Source organism: Dermacoccus sp. MPR-E5, from assembly GCF_058809565.1.
Genome location: NZ_JBXASS010000005.1, coordinates 155,642 through 172,602, shown reverse-complemented (window position 1 = coordinate 172,602; position 16,961 = coordinate 155,642). Strand labels below are relative to the sequence as shown.

Genomic DNA, 16,961 nt, shown 5'->3' with positions numbered 1-16,961 from the left:
CCTCCGCAGCTACACGGGAGGAACAGCGTCGTGGCGCGTCGACCACAGACCCGCGGCGAGGCTTGCGCCCCACACCAGGAACAGCGGATCCCAGATCCAGGCGTGCCCGATCATCGCGGCACGGTCGAAGCCTCCGTCAGGATGAACGGCGCCGAGCAACACGGCGTTGCCGAGCACCGTGTTCGCGCCACCCCACGCCACGAGCACGACGCTCCCTACCCAGCAGACGGGGCGCGTCAGACGACGCAGCGGCCAGCCCCGCCTCGCCAGCCAGAGCGGAGCGACCGCACACACGCCCTTGACCAACGCCACCGGGTACAAGACCCACATGATGCCGGCGAACTGAGCCACGAAGCTGTCACCCATCGTCCACAACAACCCCCGCCCGCCCAGCGCCCAGTAGAGCGTCACCGCGGCATGGATGACGCCCGCGAGTGCGGCGAGGACGAACCAGCACGACGCTGACGAGCGGCGACCTGACGGTTGGACGGTCACGCTCTCACCTGCCCGTCGAAGGGATGATCATGCCCGCTGAGTCAGCTGACGGCATGCGCCGACGCTGCTGCCGGAACATGCAGATGCGCGTCGAAATAGTCGTGGATGCGCCGCCAGGCGTGCTCGGCATCGTCGCGGCTGCCGCCGAAGCCGGCCACGTGCCACAGCGGCGCGAGCGTCGGAATACAAATCGGGCACGATGACGACGTACCCCCACGACGCCATGCGCTCCGCGTGCGCACGCATGTCGTCGTTCACGCCGAAGATCTCCATCACCATGACGTCGCCGGGCCACGGCCCGTCCCCGGCAGGGCGCGCAAGGTGGGCGGAGAGACGCTCAGAGCCACCCTGCTGCCTCGAAGCCTGAGCCAGATCAACGGTGCGTATCAGGACGTCAGCCATGCCGTGACCGTACTCCAGAGGCCCCCACGCCCCGCTACGCCGCGACGTGAACATCGAACGAACACCCGTGCGACGATCGGGCACAGCCGCGTCGAATGCGCCGTGCCAGAGCCGGAGCGGGCGACGTCCGCCGCCGATCAGCCGCGAGGTGTTCCGTCACCGGCCTGCATCTGTAGTGTGACGTGAGACACATCCACAGCTGTTGGAGGCCTCATGTTCGCCCTCACCACTCGGATCCCCCGCCGCCTGGTCGAGCACGCCAAACCCGGCGTGCGCTGGAGCCTGCAGCACGCCATCCCGCGCAGGGCGCTGGTGCGTGTCGCGTCGCAGGGCGACCCGCAGGGGGTGCTGAGCACCGAGACGACGGGCCTGCTGCCGGAGGAGCTCGAGCCGATCCTCGCGCGCATCCGCAATGGCGGAGCCATCGTGACCGGCAAGCTCTCGACGCTGACAGGCGAGCACGACGCCGTCAACGAGGTGCTGACGAGCAACGACTTCCGCACCGGCTTCCCCGGCGACACCTCGCGCGCGGTCCGCGGCGCGCTGACGTGGGCGGCGAGCACGACGATCGGGCCGCTCGAGCCGCCGTCCCTGCTGGCCACGGACGGCCCCACGCACACGCGCAACCGCAAGCTCGTCACCCGCGTGTTCACCGCGCGCGCCGTCGAGGCCCTGCGCGAACGCACCGAGCAGGTCGCCACCGAGCTGCTCGACGACCTCGAGGCCGACGCGCGCGCCGGGCATGACGTCGACCTCGTCGCGCGCTACTGCGAGCAGCTGCCCGTCACCGTCATCGCCGAGATCCTGGGGGTGCCCGAGAGCGAGTACGAGACTGTGCTGCGTCTCGGCGGGCACGCCGCTTCGAGCCTCGACCTGGGGCTCGACTGGGCGACGTTCCGCCGCACCGAGAGCGCGCTCGACGAGTTCGACGCGTGGCTCGAGACCCACCTCGCCGCCAAGCGAGCGCAGCCGGGTGACGGCCTGTTCAGCGCGCTCATCCAGGCGCAGGACGACGGCGTCGGCCTCAGCGACCGGGAGCTCAAGTCGGTGGCCGGGCTCGTCCTCGCCGCCGGTTTCGAGACAACCGTCAACCTGCTCGGCAACGCCATCCGGCTCATGGTCGGCCACCCCGAGCAGCTCGCGGCGCTGCGCAGCGGCGAGGCGTCCTGGCTCAACGCCGTCGAGGAGACGCTGCGTTTCGACCCGCCCGTGCTGCTGACGGCGCGCACGGCGACGTGCGACACGCGCGTCGCGGACGTCGACGTCGCCGCCGGGACGCTCGTCGTCACCGTCCTGGCGGCAGCCAATCGCGACCCGAAGATCTTCGACGACCCCGACGCGTTCGACGTGCACCGCGAGAACGCGCGCGAGCACCTGGCGTTCTCGGCCGGGCGCCACTTCTGCCTCGGCGCGGCCCTGTCGCGGATGGAGAGCGAGGTCGCGCTGCGCGCGTTCTTCGACCGCTTCGACGTCGAACTGCTGCCGGGCGCCACCCGTCGGCCCACGCGCATCCTGCGGGGATACGCGACGCTGCCGGCGCGGTTGGCGGCGCGCGGCTGATCAGAAGGTGCGACGAGAAGCACGCGAGGCCGACCGCGGCGCGATCGTCGCAGGTGCCGCGCACGACCCAGGCGCCCCGACGGACAGCGCGGCCCCCGTCATCACCACCCTAGAATCGAGCGACCCCGACGTCAGCCGAAAGCAGCCTCAGTGACCATTCCCGACGCACCGCCCGGATCGACGAAGAGCCGCCGCATGATGGAGCGGCTGCTGGCCGCTCGTCAGCAGCTCATCAGCTTCGTCGTCGTCGGCGGGCTCGCCTTCGTCGCGGACGCCGGCGGGTTCAACGTGCTTCGCTATGCCGGCCCCGATGGGCACGGCATCATGTACGACCAGGCCGTCACGGCGAAGCTCGTCTCGACGGCGCTCGGCGTCCTCGTCGCGTGGCTCGGCAACCGCTACTGGACGTTCAAGGACACACGGCGCGAGCAGGTGCACCACGAGGTGCTCATCTTCCTCGCCGTCAGCGCCGTCGGCGGACTCATCGCCATGGGCTGCCTCGGATTCAGCCACTACGTCCTCGGCCTGACGAGCAAGCTCGCGGACAACATCTCTGCCAACGGCGTCGGGCTCGTGCTCGCGACACTGTTCCGGTTCTGGGGCTACAAGACGCTCGTGTTCGTCGCGGGCAAGCCTGCTGAGGACGTCGAGGTCGAAGCTATTGACGCACCGCCGGCCGCATGAGTGACGCGCACGGCGGGTGGACGACGACGGGCTCCCGCGAGGTCTACTCGAACCCGTGGATCGCCGTGCGCGAGGACGCCGTCCTACGACCCGACGGCGGCGAGGGCATCTACGGCGTCGTGACGATGCAGCATCCGTCGGTGTTCGTCGTCGCGATGGATGACGACGGGGCCGTGCTCATGGTCTCGCTGTATCGCTACGCGACGCGCGGCATGTCGCTGGAGGTCCCGGCAGGCGGGTGCGACGGCGACGACCCGCTCGACGCAGCACGCCGCGAGCTGCTCGAGGAGACCGGTTTCGTGGCATCCGAGTGGCACGAGATCGGGCGGATGAACGCGCTCAACGGCGTGTGCGATGCACCCGAGTTCGTCTATCTCGCAACGGGTCTGACGATCGGCGGCCGCGTGGACGTCGAGCCGCCCGGCAGCGTCGGCGCCCTGGGTGACGGCACCGTGGCCGACGCAGCCGACATCGCGAGCGCCACCGTCGACGTGGAAGCCGAGCAAGCTGCCGAGGGCATCGACGCCGCCCGCTTCGTACCATGGGACGAGGCGATGAGCTTCGTCCGTGACAGCACCATCAGCGACGGCGAGACCGTCGCGGCCCTCATGTACGCGGCACTCGCGACGGGGCGCATCTGAAACCCGGAGATCGTGTCCTGCGCACCCTCGGAACGCAGCAGCACACTCCAACCCGGCCCACCCGTTCGCATCCGAACGACACCTTGCGTCAATCGCGCCCCAACTCGTCAGTAACGCTCTACCGTCGAGACGGACGCTCGCGCTCGGGCGTCCGACCTGCGCTTCACCAGACCCGAGGAAGACATGCCGACCGACGTCGAAATCGCCGCTGCCACACCGATGCTGCCGATCGAGGAGATCGCCGCGAAGATCGGCATCCCCGCGAACGAGATCTTCCGGTACGGCCCGCACAAGGCGAAGGTCTCGCTGCCATACGTGCAGGGCATGCAGCGTCGCGAGGGCAGCAAGCTCATCCTCGTCACCGCGACGAGCCCGACGCCCGCAGGTGAGGGCAAGACGACGACGACCGTCGGCCTCGTCGACGGCCTCGCCCACATCGGTGAGACGGCCGCGGCTGCGCTGCGCGAACCGTCGATGGGCCCTGTGTTCGGCATGAAGGGCGGCGCCGCCGGGGGCGGCAAGAGCCAGCTCAACCCGATGACGGACATCAACCTGCACTTCACCGGCGACTTCGCCTCCATCGCCGAGGCGCACAACCTGCTCGCGGCGCTGATCGACAACCACCTGCAGCAGGGCAACGAACTGGGCATCGACCCGCGCCGCATCACGTTCAAGCGCGTGCTCGACATGAACGACCGCGCACTGCGCGACATCGTCATCGGCCTCGGCGGCCCGACGAACGGCGTGCCACGCGAGTCGGGCTTCGACATCGTCGTCGCCTCCGAGGTCATGGCGATCTTCTGCCTCGCCACGTCGATCGACGACCTCAAGGAGCGCCTCGGCCGCATCGTCGTCGGCCACACCTACGACACGGAGCCCGTGACGGCCGCCGACCTCGGCGCCCACGGCGCGATGACGGCACTGCTCGCCGACGCGCTCGCGCCCAACCTCGTGCAGACGCTCGAGGGCAACCCGGCATTCGTCCACGGCGGCCCGTTCGCGAACATCGCGCACGGCTGCAACTCGGTGACGGCGACGAACACTGCTCTCGCGCATGCCGATTGGGTCGTGACGGAGGCCGGTTTCGGCGCCGACCTCGGCGCCGAGAAGTTCATCGACCTGAAGTGCCGCTTCACCGGCCTGCGCCCCGACGCCGCCGTCCTCGTCGCGACGATCCGCTCGATGAAGTACCACGGCGGCGTCGCCGTCACCGACCTGACGAGCGAGAACGTCGACGCGATGCGCTCCGGCATGAGCAACATCGAACGGCACCTGTACAACCTGCGCGAGGTGTGGGGCCTGCCCGTCGTCGTCGGCCTCAACCGCTTCCCCAGCGACACCGACGCCGAGATCGCCGCGTTCGTCGAAGGCATCGAGAAGCTCGGCGCGCGCGTCGAGGTGTGCACCCACTTCTCCGATGGCGGCGCCGGCGCGGCGGGCCTCGCGCGCGCCATCGTCGAGGCGACCGAGGGCGGCACGCCCGATCTCCACTTCACCTACGACGACGGTCTGACGCTCGTCGAGAAGGTCGAGAAGATCGCGACGACGATCTACGGTGCCGGCTCGATCGCCATTCCGCCGGCCGCGGCGAAGCAGATCTCGCAGTTCGAGGCCGAGGGCTACGGCCACCTGCCCGTCTGCATCGCCAAGACGCAGAAGTCGTTCACGACCGACGACGCGATGCGCGGCGCCCCGTCCGGCCACGTGCTCGAGGTGCGCGAAGTTCGCCTCGCCGCCGGCGCCGGCTTCGTCGTGTTCGTCTGCGGATCCCTCATGACGATGCCCGGCCTGCCCAAGAAGCCCGCCGCGCTGGCCATCGACGTCGACTCCGAAGGCCACATCACCGGCCTGTTCTGAATCGCCTGATCTGAACCGCCTGATCTGACCAGACGATTCCAGGCCTGCGCCCGGCCGGCCCGCGGCCGCCCCCGCCGTTCCGCGTCGCGTCGCGGCGCGGCGCCGCCCGCCCCTCTCGCGTGCACGTGCACCCGGGTGCACTTGCACGCAGGTGCATGTGGGCGCATGGGGATAGGCGACGCGTCGTCAGGGAACGAGTTTGCGCAGGATCCGCGCGAGGTCGACGCGATCAGCCGCGTCGAGACGGTCGACGAATACCTCGCGCACTCTCGCCACATGAGGGGGCGCGGCCTTCTCGATGGCTGCGCGCCCCTCACGCGTGATGACGACGCGCGCGCCACGCGCGTCCTCGGCCACGTCATGGCGCTCGACGAGACCACGCTTGGCCATGCGCGTCACCTGGTGAGAGACGCGGCTTCGTTCCCACTGCAACCCCGCGGCGAGTTCGGAGAGGCGACGTTGCCCGTCGGGTGCGTCGGTGAGATGAACGAGTACCTCGAAGTCAGGCTCGGAGAGGCCACTGGCCTTGAGGTCGCGCGCGATGACTACGTGCTGACGAGCATGAACACCCAGCCAGGCGCGCCACAACGCTTCCTCGTCGGAGCGCAGCCATCGACCGTCGTGATTCATACCACTCACCCTAGCGCCTGGTTGACACGTCACCTACCGAGCATGCCAAGCTTTAGGTGACACATCACCAACCTTGTGAGGACCGATGCGCACCACCGGCAACCTGTTCACCCCGCCCGCCCCGATCCGTGACGCCGGGCTCCTGCTGGCCCGCGCCCTGCTCGGAGCCGTCCTCATCGCCCACGGATGGCAGAAGCTGCACACGAACGACATCGACGCCACCACCGCGATGTTCGAGAAGATGAGCGTCCCGGCGCCGCACGCCTCCGCATGGTTCGCGGCCCTCACCGAACTCATCGGCGGCGGCATGCTCGTGCTCGGCGTGCTGACGCCGCTCGCCGGCCTCCTCGTCGCCGTCGACCTCGCCGGTGCCTGGTGGTTCGTGCACCGCAGCCACGGCGTCTTCGTCGACGAGAGCGGTTGGGAACTCGTCGCCGCCCTCGGCCTCGCCGCCTTCGTCTTCGCGATCGTCGGCCCCGGCCGCTGGAGCGTCGACGGCCTGCTCAACCGCCTGCGCAGCCGCGGAGCCACCAGCGACGAGAGCCGCACTCCCAACGCCCTCACGCACGAGGACACCGCCGCGCGCGGCGCTCACGTCGCCGGCGCAGCCACCGACGGTACGGCTGACGACACGCGCGCGACGGCGCCGGCCTGAGTCTGCTCCGAGCCGGCGGCCCCACCCGCCGTACCGAAGAGACGAGGCCCCCGACCTGCACGAGCAGGATCGGGGTCTGGCGCGTCAGAGCCCGGCGCTGACGACGATGGGAATACTCACGCAGCGACTCGGTGGCCGATCGTCGAGGAAGACCCGACCCCAGCGGGGACGAGGGCGCTCACAGGTCGGTCAGACATCACGCCACTCAAGGCAGGACGCGGCTCAGGGCAGAACGCGCGGGCTGTATTTCGCCGCGCGAGCTTCGGCCAGCTGCGCCTGCTTGGCGCCGGCCTTCGCGAACGCCGCCTTGCGCGCCTTCGCCGTGTTCTGCGCCATGAGCAGGACGAGCTGTTCGGCGCGCTCGCGCCGGAACGTCGTGCGTGCGGACGTGTTCCATGACCGGTTGAACAGACGCTTGGCGGCGGCCAGCTGGTCGGGAGACTTCTGCGTCAGCTCGTGCGCCAGATCCATCGCCGCGGCGAGCGGGTCGTCAGCCACCTCCGACGCGAGGCCCAGCTCGACCGCGCGTTCACCGGAGAGCATCTCGGCGGTCATCGTCAGCTTCTTCGCGACGTCGATGCCGACGAGTTCCTTGAGCGACTGCACGCCCGACATGTCAGGGATCAGCCCCCACTTGCCCTCGAGCACCGACCACTGTGCATCTCTTGTCGTGTAGCGGTAGTCGCCGGCGAGCGCGATCTGCAACCCGCCGCCGTAGCAGTGACCGTGCACCGCGACGATGACGGGCACCGGCACGCGCCGCCACGCCCAGCACGCCTCCTGGAACGTGTTCGTGCCACGCCACGGACGCGGCAGGAAGACGGGCACGATCTTCGCTGGCTTCGCCATGACCTCACCGAAGTCGAGGCCCGCGCAGAACGACCGCCCCTCGCCCGAGATGACGACAGCGCGCACCCCCTTGTTGCGGCGCACGTGATGCGCAGCGGCGACGAGCTCGCCGAGCATCGGCAGCGTCAGACCGTTCAACTTCTCCGGACGGTTCAGCTTCACGTGCGCGATGCCGCCCGTGATCGTCGTCTCCACATTCGCCATCCCGCCAGCCTAGTGACGCGACCCGCCCGCGTGGGGCGATTCGTCGACGCCGGCACGCGACATGTTGTGCGGGCACGGACCAGGCGCAGCCATCCGAGCACCGGGCCAGACGTCACGACACGTCGGCGCGACGGCCGTCGACCTCGTGCCCCTCGACCCCGCGGCTCTCAAGGACGTGCGCCTCGTGCTGGGCGCCGGCGAAGAGTTCGAACGCGATGACCATGATCCACGGCACGATCGTGCAGATCGCGAGGACGACAGCGAGCGAGACGCCGTGCGCGGCGAGGAACACCGCGAAGCCGAGGACGACGAGGGCGAGCGCCAGGATCGCGGTGTGCAGGCCCGCCCACAGCTGCGTCGTGAAGTAGTAGGCGAGAAACAGGCCGAGGACGAAGACACCGACGGGCACCGCCAAGGCCGCCGCGGCGACGACGGGGTCGACGTGCATGCCCGAGACGTTCTCGAACGCCTGCGTCATGACGTGCAGACCACCACCGACGGCCGCGAGCACCGGCCAGATGAGGAAGTGTGGCTGTACCCGAACCCGAACGAGCGGCTGCGGCGACGGTGCAGCACCGCACCGAAGTTGGGGATGAATTACGCCCACCAGAACCCGAACGCGGCGGCCGCTGATGGCGACGAGCACGGCGCCCGTCCAGTCGATGCCCTGACCCTCGGTGCCCTTGATGCCCTGCAGCGTCAGGACGGTACCCGTGACGATCTCACCCATCGTGATGATCGTCAGCTGGCCGCGCCGTTCGACGATGTGATTCGCGTGCCATGGCGTCCCGGTGCCGCGTTCGGCGACGGCGGGCCCGGAGAGTTCGATGAGCGTCACGAGCGTGGTGATCGTGAAGATGACGACACCGATGATCTGCACCATCGTCAGCAGCCGGTGCAGCCAGTCGTCGGTGTCGTATGCACTCGCGAACCACGAGTAGTCGATCCACGCCCAGATGATGCCGAAGCTCGTGAAACACAACGATCCGACGCCCGCCGCGACGTGCCCGTGCGCGAGCGAGTGCGCGAGCTGCGACGCGCGCGTGGCGACGACGAACGTCAGGTCGAAGAGCAGCTCGAGCATGCTCGCGACGCGTCCACCCTCGCGCGGTCGCGCCCGCTCATGGGGCGCAGACGCGAACGCAGACTGTCGGGACCGACACGAGTGGGCGCGGCTTCACTCCTACGCACCATGTGACGGCAGCGCGACGCCGCCCGCGCCATGCCCACTTCGGCTCCTGGCGCGTCCGCGGCTCAGGCGGCGATCTCGACGAGCGAGCCGTCCACCACCTCGTACCTGCGGGCCCCGACGAGCGACGGCGCGTAGGCGTGAACGCTCAGCGCCGGGGCGTCGCCGACGGGGGCCGTGCGGTGCACGAGATCACCGGCGAACGTGCGGCTCTCCCCCGCCTCGACGATCGCGCTGACGGTGGTGCCGCGCACCCAGCGCTTCTCGCGCAAAGCTCCCTTGACGACGACGAACGCGCCCGTCGCGCGCCCGTGGTCGTGCCATTCGCTCGTCGACCCGGCCGGCCAGCTGATCGCCCACATCTGCAGGTGCGGCGTGCTCGCGAGCTCGACGCGGCGTCGCTCACCGCCGTCGGGCAGGTCGTCGAGGTGCGCGGCGAGCGACTCGTCCGAGGCGAACAGGCGCGCGACGCGCATGAGTTGCTCGTCGGTGAAGCTCGTGATGCCGGGGGCATCGGCTGCGGTGTCGGGTTGCGGGTGGCGGTTCATGCTGAGGCTCCGAGAGCTGGGGGTTGGCGTGAAGGGCGCCTGATGGGGCGCGATGGTGGCCTGATGAAGAGCGGGTAGGGCACGCCGACGGTGCGTCGTGGCCCTCCCCGACCTGACGACTTGTCCCCCCACCGTCTCACGTCGAACGTCGACGGTGGGGGCAGCGCGCCGACGAAGTCGCGTCGACTGCGCGTGTTCGCGGCGAGCGAACCCGAGCAGCACGAGCCAGCGCGTCGCGTCGGGGTCGTCGATCAGTCGAGTTCGAACGCGACGTCCGTCAGCGAGCGGCGGCGACGCGGCTTGTTCTCGCGCTCGATGTTGGCGGTGAGGTCGTATTCCTCGACGCGGCCGGCGAGCGTCGTGACGGCGGCGTGCTCACCGTCGCGTTCGGCGTCGGGCCAGGCGCGGCCGACGGCGATGCCCGCCATCGGCGCCCATGCCTCACCGAACGCGGCTCGCGTAGCGATGGCGTCATGGTCGAACCCGGCGAACTGGTGGACGGCGAGGCCCATCGCGTGCGCCTGCAGCGTCAGGTACGCCGTCGCCTGGCCCGTGTCGTGTGCGGCGGTGGCACCGAAGACGAACTCCTTCGACGTCTCCGGCAGCTTCGCAACCTGCACGAACGAGACGGCGAGCATCGACGCAGCCGGCGCCCAGCGTCGATTGCCGCGCGCGAGCGTCTCGACGATGGCGGTGAACGTCGGATCCCACTCGTCGCCCTGACGGCGACCGACGAGGTAACGGTACGGCTGCGAGTTGCCGGCGCTCGGCGCCCAGCGGGCCGCGTCGAACAGCGTCGCGAGGTCGGTGTCGGAGAGGTCGTACGTCGGATCGAACACGGCCGGGCTGCTGCGGCGGGCGACGACGTCGAGCACGGCGTCGGCCGGGGCCTCGCTCGTCGAGGCGAGAGCATCGTGAAGAGTCATGCCACCACCCAAGCACGTCGCGCTGACAAGCACGGAATCCCGGCGCTGTGGGGAGGCTGAAGGTGCTGCGGAACGGAAGCGCCCGCCACCGCGGATGCGATGACGGGCGTCTCCCTCTTCCCCAAGAGTCCTGCCGCCGATGCGTGCCGGTTCAGGCGTGCAGGGAGCGGGTGCGGCGCCGGCGGGAAGAACACCGGGCGCCGCCGAACGTCGACGCGGGAGGTGTCGCGCGGCGTTCAGGTCGATGGGACGAGGGGGTCCGAGAGCCCTGCGTGGGGCGTGATATGGGGATCACGCTGCGGCACACGGCTTCAGGGGTGAGCCTTCAGAGGGAGGCTTCGACGCCGTTGGAGAACATCGAGTCGTGCAGGCGCACCTTCGTCAACTTCGTGCCCTTCGGCGCGTCGAAGACGAGGATGCCCTTGAGCGTGTTGCCGGGGTTGATCTCGGTGTAGAGGGTGTCGTTGCCCTCGATGTAGATGGCGCCGTCCGAGGTCGCCTCGTAGCCGACCCCGTTCGCGTCGTAGGCCTTCTGACCATCGGCCATCACCGTCTCGGCCTCGGTACCGACGTTCTTCACGGTGACGTGGACGGCTGCCCTGAGCCTTCTTGTTCACGTACTGGCTCCCGATGCTGGGGACGTCGCGCTCGACCTTGGTGATCGTGAATTGGGTTCGAGCGTCACCACATTGGCTCGCTGACGTTCATCACTCCGGCGAGGTTTGACCGTGTTCACCACATCGATGGAGTTCAATCGCCTTCACCACGCGCTCGACCTTCAACCGCATTTCATCCGGACGATTCTTGGAGCTACGACGAGCCGCTCGATCGAACGACCTCTCGCCTGATCATTCACGGGCCGTCACGTAGATCCCTCATGCGCCGCCATCGGTGGCGAATTGGCACATCGAGACCGTCGGCAGATTCCTTGACCCAGGACGAACGTGATTGAAATCTCAATCACAGCCTACCGCTCGACCGCGCGGCGATTCACACGTACGTCCAACTTGGCGCCACAATTGGGCAAACGCCTCGCCGAACGCGCGGACACACCCACCAGCGTCTCGGCGGTGGAGCCCCCACCCGTCTCCGCGCAGCCACTTGATCCCTGTGGGCGAGATCTCGGTCTGATATTTCACATATCATAGGCGCGGGTCTCACCCTCGGTCCGGCCTCAGCCCGACACGATCGCAGCCGTATCTCGGCCAGCCGCAAGGAAGCAGAAGTACATGAACGCTCGCCCGGTTCGCGCACCCCTGCGCGCCACCACGATCACGACGACGGCCGCCATGGCCCTTTTCGCCACGGGAGTCGCCGCCCTGGCCACGCCCGCTGCCGCAGCCACCCGCCCCGTGGAGATCCAGGCCACCGTCCTGGTCCTCGACGACGGACAGCCCATGGTGGGCGCCATCGTCGACCGCCTCAGCAAGGAGGGAGTCGCCTACCAGAAGATCGACCTCACCTCCGCGTCCCGCCCGCAGCTGACGCCGTCCTTTTTCGCGAGTCAGGGGTTGCTCACGACCCGGGCGAAGTTCATGGGTGTCGTGACGCCCAGCGCCGAACCGGCGAGCCTCACCGCCGCCGAGCGGGCCACCCTGGCGCGATACGAGAGCACCTTCAAGGTGCGCGAGTTCAGCGCGTACAACTGGCCCAGCGCGGGCATCGGCCTGGAGAACCAGTACAGCGGCGCCGTCGACGGCATGGCCGCCGACCTGTCCGGCGCAGCGAAGACCAACGGCTTCGAGTACCTCAAGGGATCGGTCACGTTCGACGACCTCTCCCCCGGTGTTTCCGAGAGCTACGGATACATCGCGAAGAAGGCCGCCACGAGCAACGGCGCCACCTATACGCCGTATCTCACGCTCCCCGTGCCCGGAACGGGCAACAGCGGCTCCCTCCTCGGCGTCTACGCCAAGGACGGGCGTGAGCAGCTCATCAGCACCGTCGCGTCCAACGCGTCGCAGCAGCACTGGAAGGTGCTCTCGCACGGCATCGTCTCGTGGTTGACCCGAGGCATCTCGACGTCCTACTCGCGCAACTTCTTTGCGGTCCAGGTCGACGACGTCCTGCTGCCCGACGCCGAGTGGAACGCCGAGGGCAACTGCACCGTCGGCGACGACTGCAACCCCGCCACCTACCCGGAGACGGCGCCCGGCGCCACCTCGCGCATGACGGCCCAGGACGTCGACCAGCTCGCCGCCTGGCAGCGCACCAACGGCGTCAAGCTCGACGTCGCCTTCAACGGCGCGGGTGCGGCCGACCAGAAGGCCGAGACCGGCTCCGACGCCCTCGAGGCGTCGTTGCTGGCCAACAAGAACGAGTTCCGCTGGATCAACCACACGTGGTCGCACCCCTACCTCGGCTGTGTTCACGACGACTCGACGACGCCGTGGCAGTGCGCGAAGACGTCGACGGGTGGCATCAACTGGGCCTCGCAGGCCACGATCGCCTCCGAGATCAGCAAGAACGTCGCGTACGCCAAGACGAACACGCTGCCCAACTTCGACGCCGCGAGCCTCGTCACCGGCGAGCACTCGGGTTTGAAGTCGCTGCCGCAGATGCCGGCCGACAACCCCTACCTCGCGTCGGCCCTGACGCAGCAGCGCATCAAGTGGATCGCCTCGGACGCCTCGCGCGAGAGCGAACCGCGCGTCCTCGGCTCCGCGACGACCGTGCCGCGCCACCCGATGAACATCTACTACAACACCTCGACGAAGGCTAACGCCGTCGACGAGTACAACTGGCTCTACACGAGCCGCGCCGACGGCGGATCCGGGCTGTGCGAGGACAACCCGGCCACGAGCACGTGCATCACGCCGCTGACGCAGGACGGGTTCGACTCCTACATCGTGCCCAAGGAGAAGCAGATCGCCCTGGGGCACGTGCTCGACAACGACGCCCGCCCGCACTACGCCCACCAGAGCAACCTGACGGGCGACCGCATCCTCTACCCGGTCGTCGAGGGCATTCTCGGCTCCTACCGCGGCGTCTACGCCGACAACGCTCCCATCGTCAACGTCACGACGGCCGAAGCGGGCACGCAGCTCGTGCGTCAGCAGACGTGGCGGGCCAGGAGCTCGCAGGTGCAGGCGACGATCTCCGGCACCAAGCTGCAGCTGTTCAACAACTCCTTCTCCGCGATCGACGTGCCCGTGACGGCACCGTCCGGCACCCGCTCGGGCCTTTCGACGTTCGGGCAGAGCTACGGCGGGCAGTCGTCCGACTGGGTGCGCCTGCGCGGCCTCGGCCTCAAGACGTTCACCCTGCCCACCGCGACCGGTTTCGCCACGAGCGCCTCGTGGGACACCTCCGCCGCCGCGACGCCCGCCACCCCGAGCGCGCCTGCCCTCACACCGGGCACGGCGAAGGACGGCACGTCGACGCGAGTGATCGCCCAGCCGGTCGCGGACAGCGACCTGATCGCGGCCGCCGGCTGAGACCCGCATGCACGTGGCGTTGCTGAACGAGGGGACGTACCCGGTCGTGCACGGCGGGGTCAGCACCTGGTGCGACCAGTTGGTGAAGAACCTACCCGAACACGAGTTCTCCATCGTGACGCTCACCGGCACGCAGCACGAGAGCGTGTGGTCGCTGCCCTCCAACGTCCGCTCGTTCCAGGCCAAACCCATGTGGGGTGAGGTGAGGCGTCGGTGGTCGTTCGAGGCGCTGCGAGCCTGGGGTGAGTCGTCGGAGATCGACTCCGCCTACCGCCAGTTGTGGTCGGCCGTGTTGCCACCTGCAGGTCGCTCGGTCGACCTGCAGGCGGCGACGGCAGGGCTGCGCGTCCTCGCTGCCGAGTACGCCCAACCCCTCATGGCGCACTTCACGGGCGGCCTGGGGACGAAGGCGCTCATGGGCGCCTGGGCGTCGCACGTGAAGGGCACGGGCCTACCACCGCTGTCGGGGTCGCAGGCGGCGGACGTCTCGCGGCACGTCGACCGTTTTCTCGCGGTGCTCAACGTGTCATGGCCGAGCGTCGACCTCATCCACGCCACGACGAACGGTCCGGCAGGGCTCATGGCACTCGGCCGGCACTGGCGGGACGGCACACCCATCGTCCTGACCGAGCACGGCGTGCACCTGCGCGAGCGCTACCTCGCGCTGCGCGCCGCGAACTTCCCCTGGACCGTGCGCTACGCCCTTATGGCGATGACGCGCGCCGTCTGCCAGACCGTCTACAACCACTGCGAACTCATGACGCCCGTGAGCGAGTTCAACGCAGGATGGGAGCGCGAGCTCGGAGCGAAGGCGCAGCGCGTCATCACCGTGCCCAACGCCGTCGACGCCACGGCCTTCCCACCCGTCGAGGGCGAGCCGGACGTGCCGACCGTCAGCTTCGTGGGTCGCATCGACCCGCTGAAGGACCTGGCCACCCTCATCGAGGCGTTCGCGATCGTGCGCGACTCGGTGCCGGATGCCCGCCTGCGGCTCTTCGGCCCGACGCCAGCCGGCAACGAGGCCTACCGGGCGGAACTCGACGCGCTCGTCGTCGCATGCGGCCTCGAGGCGAGCGTGACGTTCGAGGGCGCGGTGCCCTCGGCCCGACCCGCGATCGAAGCGGGCCACGTGGTCGCCCTGTCCAGCATCTCCGAGGGGCTGCCCCACACCGTCATCGAGTCGATGATGTGCGGCCGCGCGACCGTGAACACCGACGTCGGAGGAGTCAACGAGTGCGTCGGGCGCGACGAGACGTGCGGGCTGCTCGTACCGCCACGCGACGCCCAGGCCCTGGGTGAGGCGCTCGTGCGCCTGCTCGTCGACGATGCGGAACGGCAAGCCATGGGACGCCGTGCGCGCGAGCGCGCCCTGTCGACGTTCGACCTCGCGAAGTTCACCGCACGCTACCGGTGCATCTACCAGCGCAGCGCCGCCACGGTGCCCGAGGCAGACCTCGACGACGTCCGCCGCGCCCTCGAGGCAGCCGACTCGAGCGCCACACGTGAGGACGCCGCCGCGACCCACGCCGCACCCACCACCACGGAGGCCGAGTCGTGTCGATGACGCTCAAGGAAGCGACCGGGACGAGGGCGACGGGCGACGACGAGACGCACCCCGAGCTCGCCGCCTCGGTCGACAACACCGTCGACCTCTTCGACGCCGCCGCTCACCTCGAATCGATGGGGTTCGGGGGCCGCAGCTCGGTGCGCCACGGCTATGCGAACACCTTCGCGCACGCTGACGCGCTCGTGCGCACGCGCCTGGCCGGCGCCGTCGTCCTCACGGGCCGCGAGCGCACGGACGAGGTGCGCACGTGGAGGCGGGCCTGGAGCCAGGCGCTCGCCCGATCCCTCACGATGCTGTGCGGCGTCCTCATCTGCATCGCGACTGTCACGTCGTACAACACGAACGCCGTCTTCACGGCGGGCGCCGTCGGCTGGCTCGCGGGGCAGCTCGTCAGCGCGACGATGTGGCAGGGGCTGTCCTCTGCGAGTCGCCTCAAGGCGAAGGTGAACGGCGCCTGCGTCGGCTCCGTCTCCCTCCTGCTCTCCGCGGGCGCCTGCCTCGTCGTGGATTCGTGGGTGCCGCTGCTGTGGGCCCTGTGGAGTTGTGCGATCTCGGCTCTCGTCGTCATCGGTTCGCCCGTGCAGCTTCTCGTCGCCGTCCTGCCCTGCGCCGCGCTGACGGGGGTACTGCTCGTCGTCGAACCGGGCGCGGCAACGGTCGTCAGCCGCGTCATCGTGGTCGGGTTCGCCGCGGTGACGGGGTACATCGTCACGAGCGCAGCCCGGGAGCAACAGCAGCGCGCGCGAAGTCTGGCGCGCGAGGTGCTCCATCCCGTCCTGGCGTGGAGCACCCTTCAGACGCTCGCGCTCATCACCCAGTTGATGGTGCTCGTCGCCCACGTCGGCAACGCGTTCACGCTGCCCATGGCGATCGCTGGTCTCGCGGCCTCCGCGGCCTGCGAACCGGTGCTCGACAGTGCCCTGCTCGGCGCGAAGCGCCTCGCGTTCCTCACGGACAGCTGGCGTCAGTTGCGGTGGATGACGGCCGGGCTCGGCATTCTCGCCGTCGGCCTCGTCTGCGGCGTAGGGCTCATCGCCGCGTTCTGCATGCTCGCTGCCGCGGGCGGTGACCGCAACGACGCCCACGTCTTCCTGCCCGCCGTGCTCATCACCGCCCTCGCCACGACCGGCTCCGGCGTTCAACTGCGCACCGGCAACGCCCTCGGCGCTGCCGCAGTGGCGGTGGGCAGCCTCGGCCTCGTCCTCGTCTGCCTGCCCGCCGGCGACGCCGTCGGCCTCCTCCTGGCCTCGCTCGTCCTCTTCGTCACCGTCAGCGCCGTCACGGCCCGACGCACCTCCCACTCCGCGAATTGGTGAC

14 protein-coding genes and 1 pseudogene are annotated in these 16,961 nt (G+C 69.4%); 8 read left to right on the top strand and 7 right to left on the bottom strand.

What is annotated here, in order from left to right; all coding sequences use genetic code 11:
• Window positions 1–9: 9 nt before the first annotated feature.
• A complete protein-coding gene (locus AC1RS9_RS05655; protein WP_074046050.1) occupies window positions 10–495 on the bottom strand; it encodes a DUF3995 domain-containing protein in 486 nt (161 codons plus the stop codon).
• Window positions 496–1,110: 615 nt separating this feature from the next.
• Here AC1RS9_RS05655 and AC1RS9_RS05650 point away from each other — a divergent pair.
• The 4 genes from AC1RS9_RS05650 to AC1RS9_RS05635 all read left to right on the top strand — a co-directional run bounded on the left by AC1RS9_RS05650 (window position 1,111) and on the right by AC1RS9_RS05635 (window position 5,639).
• Window positions 1,111–2,457, top strand: a complete 1,347-nt coding sequence (locus AC1RS9_RS05650; protein WP_074046052.1) for a cytochrome P450 — start codon at window positions 1,111–1,113, stop codon at window positions 2,455–2,457.
• A gap of 150 nt (window positions 2,458–2,607) precedes the next feature.
• Window positions 2,608–3,141 carry a GtrA family protein gene (locus tag AC1RS9_RS05645; RefSeq protein WP_006946334.1) on the top strand — a complete coding sequence of 178 codons (534 nt, stop codon included), beginning with the start codon at window positions 2,608–2,610 and terminating at the stop codon, window positions 3,139–3,141.
• A complete protein-coding gene (locus AC1RS9_RS05640; protein WP_006946308.1) occupies window positions 3,138–3,782 on the top strand; it encodes an NUDIX domain-containing protein in 645 nt (214 codons plus the stop codon). The genes AC1RS9_RS05645 and AC1RS9_RS05640 overlap by 4 nt, the downstream gene beginning before the upstream one ends.
• Window positions 3,783–3,965: 183 nt before the next feature.
• Window positions 3,966–5,639, top strand: a complete 1,674-nt coding sequence (locus AC1RS9_RS05635) for a formate--tetrahydrofolate ligase (RefSeq protein ID WP_492920766.1) — start codon at window positions 3,966–3,968, stop codon at window positions 5,637–5,639.
• A 186-nt stretch (window positions 5,640–5,825) separates the two neighbouring features.
• Here the strand turns inward: AC1RS9_RS05635 and AC1RS9_RS05630 are convergent, their stop codons facing one another.
• Window positions 5,826–6,269 (bottom strand): MarR family winged helix-turn-helix transcriptional regulator, encoded by a 444-nt coding sequence (locus AC1RS9_RS05630; protein WP_074046054.1) that lies wholly within the window; start codon window positions 6,267–6,269, stop codon window positions 5,826–5,828.
• A gap of 85 nt (window positions 6,270–6,354) precedes the next feature.
• Here AC1RS9_RS05630 and AC1RS9_RS05625 point away from each other — a divergent pair, with 85 nt between their 5' ends.
• On the top strand, window positions 6,355–6,924 hold the full coding sequence (locus AC1RS9_RS05625) for a DoxX family protein (protein WP_259878557.1): 570 nt from the start codon (window positions 6,355–6,357) through the stop codon (window positions 6,922–6,924).
• Between the two features lie 222 nt (window positions 6,925–7,146).
• Here AC1RS9_RS05625 and AC1RS9_RS05620 read toward each other — a convergent pair whose 3' ends face one another.
• From AC1RS9_RS05620 to AC1RS9_RS05600, 5 genes and pseudogenes are all read right to left on the bottom strand, one after another.
• Window positions 7,147–7,977 (bottom strand): crotonase/enoyl-CoA hydratase family protein, encoded by an 831-nt coding sequence (locus AC1RS9_RS05620; RefSeq protein ID WP_170957246.1) that lies wholly within the window; start codon window positions 7,975–7,977, stop codon window positions 7,147–7,149.
• A gap of 112 nt (window positions 7,978–8,089) precedes the next feature.
• Complete coding sequence (locus AC1RS9_RS05615) at window positions 8,090–9,061, bottom strand: low temperature requirement protein A (protein WP_492920763.1); 972 nt, start codon at window positions 9,059–9,061, stop codon at window positions 8,090–8,092.
• Window positions 9,062–9,231: 170 nt separating this feature from the next.
• The gene (locus tag AC1RS9_RS05610; protein WP_259878561.1) at window positions 9,232–9,714 is read right to left on the bottom strand and encodes a cysteine dioxygenase; all 483 of its coding nucleotides are present in this window, start codon (window positions 9,712–9,714) and stop codon (window positions 9,232–9,234) included.
• 251 nt (window positions 9,715–9,965) lie between these two features.
• On the bottom strand, window positions 9,966–10,640 hold the full coding sequence (locus AC1RS9_RS05605; RefSeq protein WP_074040456.1) for a nitroreductase family protein: 675 nt from the start codon (window positions 10,638–10,640) through the stop codon (window positions 9,966–9,968).
• Between the two features lie 325 nt (window positions 10,641–10,965).
• Window positions 10,966–11,226, bottom strand: a pseudogene (locus AC1RS9_RS05600) (DUF4352 domain-containing protein); the annotation flags it as partial.
• A 643-nt stretch (window positions 11,227–11,869) separates the two neighbouring features.
• Between AC1RS9_RS05600 and AC1RS9_RS05595 the strand changes: the two are divergent.
• Genes AC1RS9_RS05595 through AC1RS9_RS05585 form a run of 3 tightly spaced genes read left to right on the top strand, consistent with a single transcriptional unit; the run spans window position 11,870 to window position 16,960 of the window.
• The gene (locus tag AC1RS9_RS05595) at window positions 11,870–14,077 is read left to right on the top strand and encodes a hypothetical protein (RefSeq protein WP_147286917.1); all 2,208 of its coding nucleotides are present in this window, start codon (window positions 11,870–11,872) and stop codon (window positions 14,075–14,077) included.
• Window positions 14,078–14,090: 13 nt separating this feature from the next.
• Window positions 14,091–15,641, top strand: coding sequence for a GT4 family glycosyltransferase PelF (gene pelF, locus AC1RS9_RS05590; protein WP_492920759.1), 1,551 nt, complete (start codon window positions 14,091–14,093; stop codon window positions 15,639–15,641).
• Window positions 15,638–16,960, top strand: coding sequence for a hypothetical protein (locus AC1RS9_RS05585; RefSeq protein WP_131941815.1), 1,323 nt, complete (start codon window positions 15,638–15,640; stop codon window positions 16,958–16,960). Before pelF ends, AC1RS9_RS05585 begins: the two co-directional genes overlap by 4 nt.
• The last annotated feature ends 1 nt before the right edge of the window (window position 16,961 follow it).